This is a genomic window from Neisseria sp. HMSC065C04 (assembly GCF_001815375.1).
GTDB classification, from domain to species: Bacteria; Pseudomonadota; Gammaproteobacteria; order Burkholderiales; family Neisseriaceae; genus Neisseria; species Neisseria flavescens_D.
Map to the genome: position 1 here is coordinate 1 of NZ_KV820377.1, position 4,463 is coordinate 4,463.

7 protein-coding genes are annotated in these 4,463 nt (G+C 41.6%); all 7 read right to left on the reverse strand.

What is annotated here, in order from left to right:
• A partial coding sequence (locus tag HMPREF3022_RS00010; protein WP_070764918.1) for an IgG-binding virulence factor TspB family protein occupies positions 1–1,344 on the reverse strand: 1,344 nt, incomplete at its 3' end.
• A complete protein-coding gene (locus tag HMPREF3022_RS11150; protein WP_063068744.1) occupies positions 1,298–1,591 on the reverse strand; it encodes a hypothetical protein in 294 nt (97 codons plus the stop codon). The genes HMPREF3022_RS00010 and HMPREF3022_RS11150, both read right to left, overlap by 47 nt.
• Before the next feature lie 127 nt (positions 1,592–1,718).
• On the reverse strand, positions 1,719–1,994 hold the full coding sequence (locus tag HMPREF3022_RS00015) for a hypothetical protein (protein ID WP_070764919.1): 276 nt from the start codon (positions 1,992–1,994) through the stop codon (positions 1,719–1,721).
• Between the two features lie 12 nt (positions 1,995–2,006).
• The gene (locus tag HMPREF3022_RS00020; RefSeq protein ID WP_070764920.1) at positions 2,007–2,225 is read right to left on the reverse strand and encodes a major capsid protein; all 219 of its coding nucleotides are present in this window, start codon (positions 2,223–2,225) and stop codon (positions 2,007–2,009) included.
• A gap of 71 nt (positions 2,226–2,296) precedes the next feature.
• A complete protein-coding gene (locus tag HMPREF3022_RS00025; protein ID WP_002215770.1) occupies positions 2,297–2,494 on the reverse strand; it encodes a hypothetical protein in 198 nt (65 codons plus the stop codon).
• A 4-nt stretch (positions 2,495–2,498) separates the two neighbouring features.
• A complete protein-coding gene (locus tag HMPREF3022_RS00030; RefSeq protein ID WP_016686631.1) occupies positions 2,499–2,789 on the reverse strand; it encodes a hypothetical protein in 291 nt (96 codons plus the stop codon).
• Positions 2,790–2,830: 41 nt separating this feature from the next.
• Positions 2,831–4,177 carry a replication initiation factor domain-containing protein gene (locus HMPREF3022_RS00035; RefSeq protein WP_210399645.1) on the reverse strand — a complete coding sequence of 449 codons (1,347 nt, stop codon included), beginning with the start codon at positions 4,175–4,177 and terminating at the stop codon, positions 2,831–2,833.
• Positions 4,178–4,463 lie beyond the last annotated feature (286 nt).

The following is a 4,463-nucleotide window of genomic DNA, read 5'->3' on the forward strand; positions in this document are numbered from 1 at the left end:
TTTTGGCTGAGGACAAACGCCATTTGGCGGCAAGAAATTGTCACTGTTCCATGTGCTTTCATCGGTTACTTGAGGAATGTTAATGGCATCAAACATACCTTCTTCAGGTTTACCCATTTTGTCACAAGCTAAAATGTCTGGAAAAAAATCACAAAGTAAGCCTTTTGATTCTTCTTTCTTGTCATTTTTTTTATTTTCTTTTCTTTTATCTTTATCAGATGGATCATCATCTGGATCAGGTTTATCATCCGGACGTTTATCAGGCTTATCATCTGAATCAGGATTATCATCAGGTTTTTTATCGGGCTTTCCATCAGGATTAGGCGCAGGATCTGGATCAGGCTTTGTATTTGGTGCTTCAGATCCGCCCGGTGTTAAATCAGGACGTTGAGTAGTTGCGACTTCTGCCGTTGTATTGCCGTTTGAATCTTGGCCGAATGTAATAGTAATTTGAACCGGTTTGCCGTTTTCGGGGGTAACAGGGCCAATGGTTACAACTGTACCGGCAGGTACTTTAATTTTTTCTTTATATTCAGGTTTGCCCGCACCTTCTACAAAGGGTGTTGGATTTCCGTCAATAATAGAAGTGGCAATATTTAAAAATTCATCCTCTTCTAAAATTTTTGTTAAAGCTCTATTTTGAAAATAATAACCATACCTAGATGGTTTACTGGTTTCACAAGCTACGCCATCGAGCCAAAAACAATTTTTAAAATAAATATCTGGTTCATTAGGTTTTATGACATTATCAAAATACTTTTTAAATTCTGATTCAACTTGCATTACTAATAATTGTTGAGCTTGTTTTTCACTAATGCCGCCTTTACTTAATGCACGCATAACAGATGTATCAACGCCTACACAGGAATCTTTATCAGTCGTACATAAAGCATCTTTATAAACTTTTAAATACTCGTTGCTTACATCATTGTATTCATATCCAGCAGATTCAAGAGACGGATTAACGGCCTGATATGCTTCGTAGGCAAAATAGGCAGCCGTACCCCAACCACTTAAACGTGTTCCTAATGCCGCGCCTCTTTTTACCAGTTGAAATGCGCCCGAAAGGACGGCTTTGCGGGATACTCTGGCTTCTAACGTTACGGGGACAGTTGAGGCAGAGCGGAGACCGGTGGAGGCTTCACGGACATGAAGTGATTTGTCGAATCTAGACTGATACTCTTGATCAATTCCACCACCAATAATTTTCCAAGGTCTGAAACCATTTTCATTAAATTTTTCAGTCAAAGGATAGGCTAATTTACCGTTTCTAACTTGCAAATCACCAGCAAAAGATTCAAAGCTCAAACCTAATAGAAAAATTATTGTCAAAACCCGTAACATTTATTTCACCATTTCCAATAGTGAAAACTGAATTATCTTTAAATAAAACTTCAAAACATGCCTTATTGAAATTTATTCTATTGAAAAAATTCTGACATTTATCTAAAGAGAATTTTTTCAAATATCCAGTTTCTTCTAAATATGAATAAAATACAAAAGATAAAGGTTTTTCTAAATAGAATTTAGATAATTCATCTAATTCAAATTCAGTTATATAGAAAAAATCCTTTTCATTCTTTTCTAACATAATCCTAACTTTCGTAATGGTTGCTGAAAGTTAGATTTTGCCATTACCCGAATAGGGTATCAATCCTTAAATAAAATCGCCCCTATCAAAACAGGTACCGCCAGCCCCAAGTAAAAATAGTAATCCATCATCTTAGAACCCTTTTCAAAATGGATACGAAATACACAGCTGCCATCACGCCGAATAAAAGCCAGCCTGTTTCCAACCCGCTTTTCAGATTGTCACTTGGATCGCATTTGGGCAAATCGGCTTTAATCGTCTGTCCGTTCAGTTTCCAAACTGTGCCGTTGTACTCAGGTTTGATAATTTTGCCGTCTTGGGTTATTTGAGGTACTACCAAGCTGAAATAGACGTTTTCAGCTTGGCTTTGCTCAAGACATTTATTCCCGACTTGGTAGTACATCTTAATTACCTATTAGCGCAACAAGCGTTTGACAATGGCAATTACGAACAAAGCGGCAAATACGCCGACTACCAGCCATCCTGCTTCAAGGCCGTCAGTTTTTGCGGCTTCAATGGATGATTTTGCACCTTCATCAAGAGCGGCATAGGCTTGTGTAGCCAAAGCCAGGGGAGCAGCGGCAACAACGGCCAGTTTTGCGCCGTATTTACGGCAGGCATTCATAATTTTCATAATGTTTTTCCTTTTAAAAGTGTTTGGCGGAAATGATGATGTTTTTTCCAGCGACCGCCGAACGCTGAAAATCAGTCTTTCAAAAATCCGAATACGACAAATTCGTATTGGTTGCCGATTTCTTCCAAGCCTGCGTTAATCGCTTCTTCGAAGTCGTAGAAATAATCAGCATTGGTTATTAATTTGGTATGTCCGATATCGCCCGTTTCAGGGGAGAGATACAGAAAGTCCCCTGTTGATACGGACTGGACAACATAGACTTTCTGCATTCAATCAGCCTTTCTTAACGGGTTGGAAACCGATTACTTTCAGTTTTTGAGTCTTGCCCGTAGTGACGATTTCTACGTTGAGGTTTGCTTCGATCGGAAATTGGGCGTTTCTGAACTGCTCGAAGTTGGCAGAGCCGCCAAAATCGTATTCAGTGGTAGAGCTGCCCAGTGCGTTGCCTTGAGAGCTGTCTAAGGGTGTGGCGACAATCAGGCGGCAATAGTCGAAGTTCTTGCCTTCGATTTGTCCGTTGAATTTTTTAACGCCGACGATGTGGCCTTGAAGTTGGATGTTCATTTTTAATTTCCTTTTGTGATACGTCTTTGCGGGCAGACGATTTAAGCCCATGAAATCGGTAATCTTGCAAAATTATCGTAAATGAAGTTGTTATAGCTTTCTTCATCATTGACTTGTTTTTGCTGTTCAAGCTGCTTTTCCAAACTTACGTAATATTCGTACATGTCGTAAGGGTCTTTATACGGTTTGAATGCTGGCTGATTATGAATGGCTTGTGCTTTCAAAAACGCGCAGTCATATGCTTCGGGAGCTAAAGACTTGGGCAACTTGTGATGATTCGGCTCAATCAGTTCAAACAGTTTGGCTTTGTCCAATTCGGGAAAGATGAATTTCAGACCGTTGGCCGCACGTCCAAACTGTTTCTTAACCCATTCAAGATAACGGTCAGCTGAAATGACTTTGTCTTCTTTAACCGCATGTATGCGCGTTGCCTTTTGAGCGAAGCGTTCGCAAATCGGATATGCGCCGCCGAAATATTCGCCCGGATTCTGTAAAACTTCGAAAGGGATAACGATGTCTTTTGCTTTGAATTCAATTTCAAAGCGCGTCCATGTACTTGTTTTATCGCCCAACTGCTTGCCTTTTTCATAGACGCGGACGTATTTGGACGATTCACGTGAGCCGATACCGTAAGTCTTGCCTTTTGTCATTTTGGATTCATCGTCTTCTTCCCAGTCAGATCCCAAACATTCGCCTTTGGGTTTGACATGATGGCAGGTAAACAGACCTTTATTGCGGTCTTCACGGGCTTGGTTCGGGCTGTATTCGCCGTTGAAAAAGTCTTTGGCTACGTCAACGCGGGTAATTTTTGGGCGTATTGCGTTAGTCAGAAATGCGAAAAGTCGGGATTCCCAGCCTTCTTTTGCGACGCCGCAACCTGTGCCGGTCAGTTCGAAAAGAATGGTATTTTGTTGGCCGCCAAAATGGACGCGACCGTACAGGGCGTCTTCTGAACCCATCAACCAGCAACGCTCATAAAAACGACCGCCCGAGCCTTTGGACTCTTTGTAGATGCCGAAACCGAAAACTTCTTCAGCAAGCATGGATGCGGCACGGATGAAATCTTCATCTTCCAAAAGGCTTACACGGACACCGTATTTGTCGAAAAAGGTTTTTTCATGAAATGAAAAGCTGATTTGGTCTATAAAGGCGGAATCGGATACACCGCGACGGAGCGGAACACCTAACAGGTTGCCTTTGCCGTCCAAGATGTAGGTTTCGTAACATTCAAAGGATTCTTGGAATGCTCCGGCGTCTTCTGATTCTGTACCCCCCCTGTTAGATGAGGGGGGCGCCATGGGCGCGCGTGAATCCGCCTTTGGCGTGTCGCTTACGCTGCCACCGCCAAAGGCGGCTATACGCGCTTTTGTATTCAGTTCCTTTTTCATTGGAGATGCTCCTTATTCATGATTCCACTTACATATAAACGACCATATTCGTTAGCGGCGTTTTGTGCATGAAAAAGGTGATCTGGAGAAGAAATAGGGAAATTGATGGTTTTAAGACATTGTGTGCGGTCTTCATCATCTTTGAAGATGCGCACAATAAAAGATTTTGGGAATGTTGGAGGTTCTAGGTTGACTGTGTAGAAGACGATGCACATAAAAAAGCCCCTTTGTTAAAGGGGCTTTAGTTATGTTAAAAATGCCCCTGTGATAGGGCGCAATATATAAG

Excerpts from the sequence above, each read along its gene's own strand:
- HMPREF3022_RS11150 (WP_063068744.1), bottom strand. The coding sequence starts at position 1,591 with ATGTTAGAAAAGAATGAAAAGGATTTTTTCTATATAACTGAATTTGAA.
- HMPREF3022_RS00015 (WP_070764919.1), bottom strand. The coding sequence starts at position 1,994 with ATGTACTACCAAGTCGGGAATAAATGTCTTGAGCAAAGCCAAGCTGAA.
- HMPREF3022_RS00020 (WP_070764920.1), bottom strand. The coding sequence starts at position 2,225 with ATGAAAATTATGAATGCCTGCCGTAAATACGGCGCAAAACTGGCCGTT.
- HMPREF3022_RS00025 (WP_002215770.1), bottom strand. The coding sequence starts at position 2,494 with ATGCAGAAAGTCTATGTTGTCCAGTCCGTATCAACAGGGGACTTTCTG.
- HMPREF3022_RS00030 (WP_016686631.1), bottom strand. The coding sequence starts at position 2,789 with ATGAACATCCAACTTCAAGGCCACATCGTCGGCGTTAAAAAATTCAAC.
- HMPREF3022_RS00035 (WP_210399645.1), bottom strand. The coding sequence starts at position 4,177 with ATGAAAAAGGAACTGAATACAAAAGCGCGTATAGCCGCCTTTGGCGGT.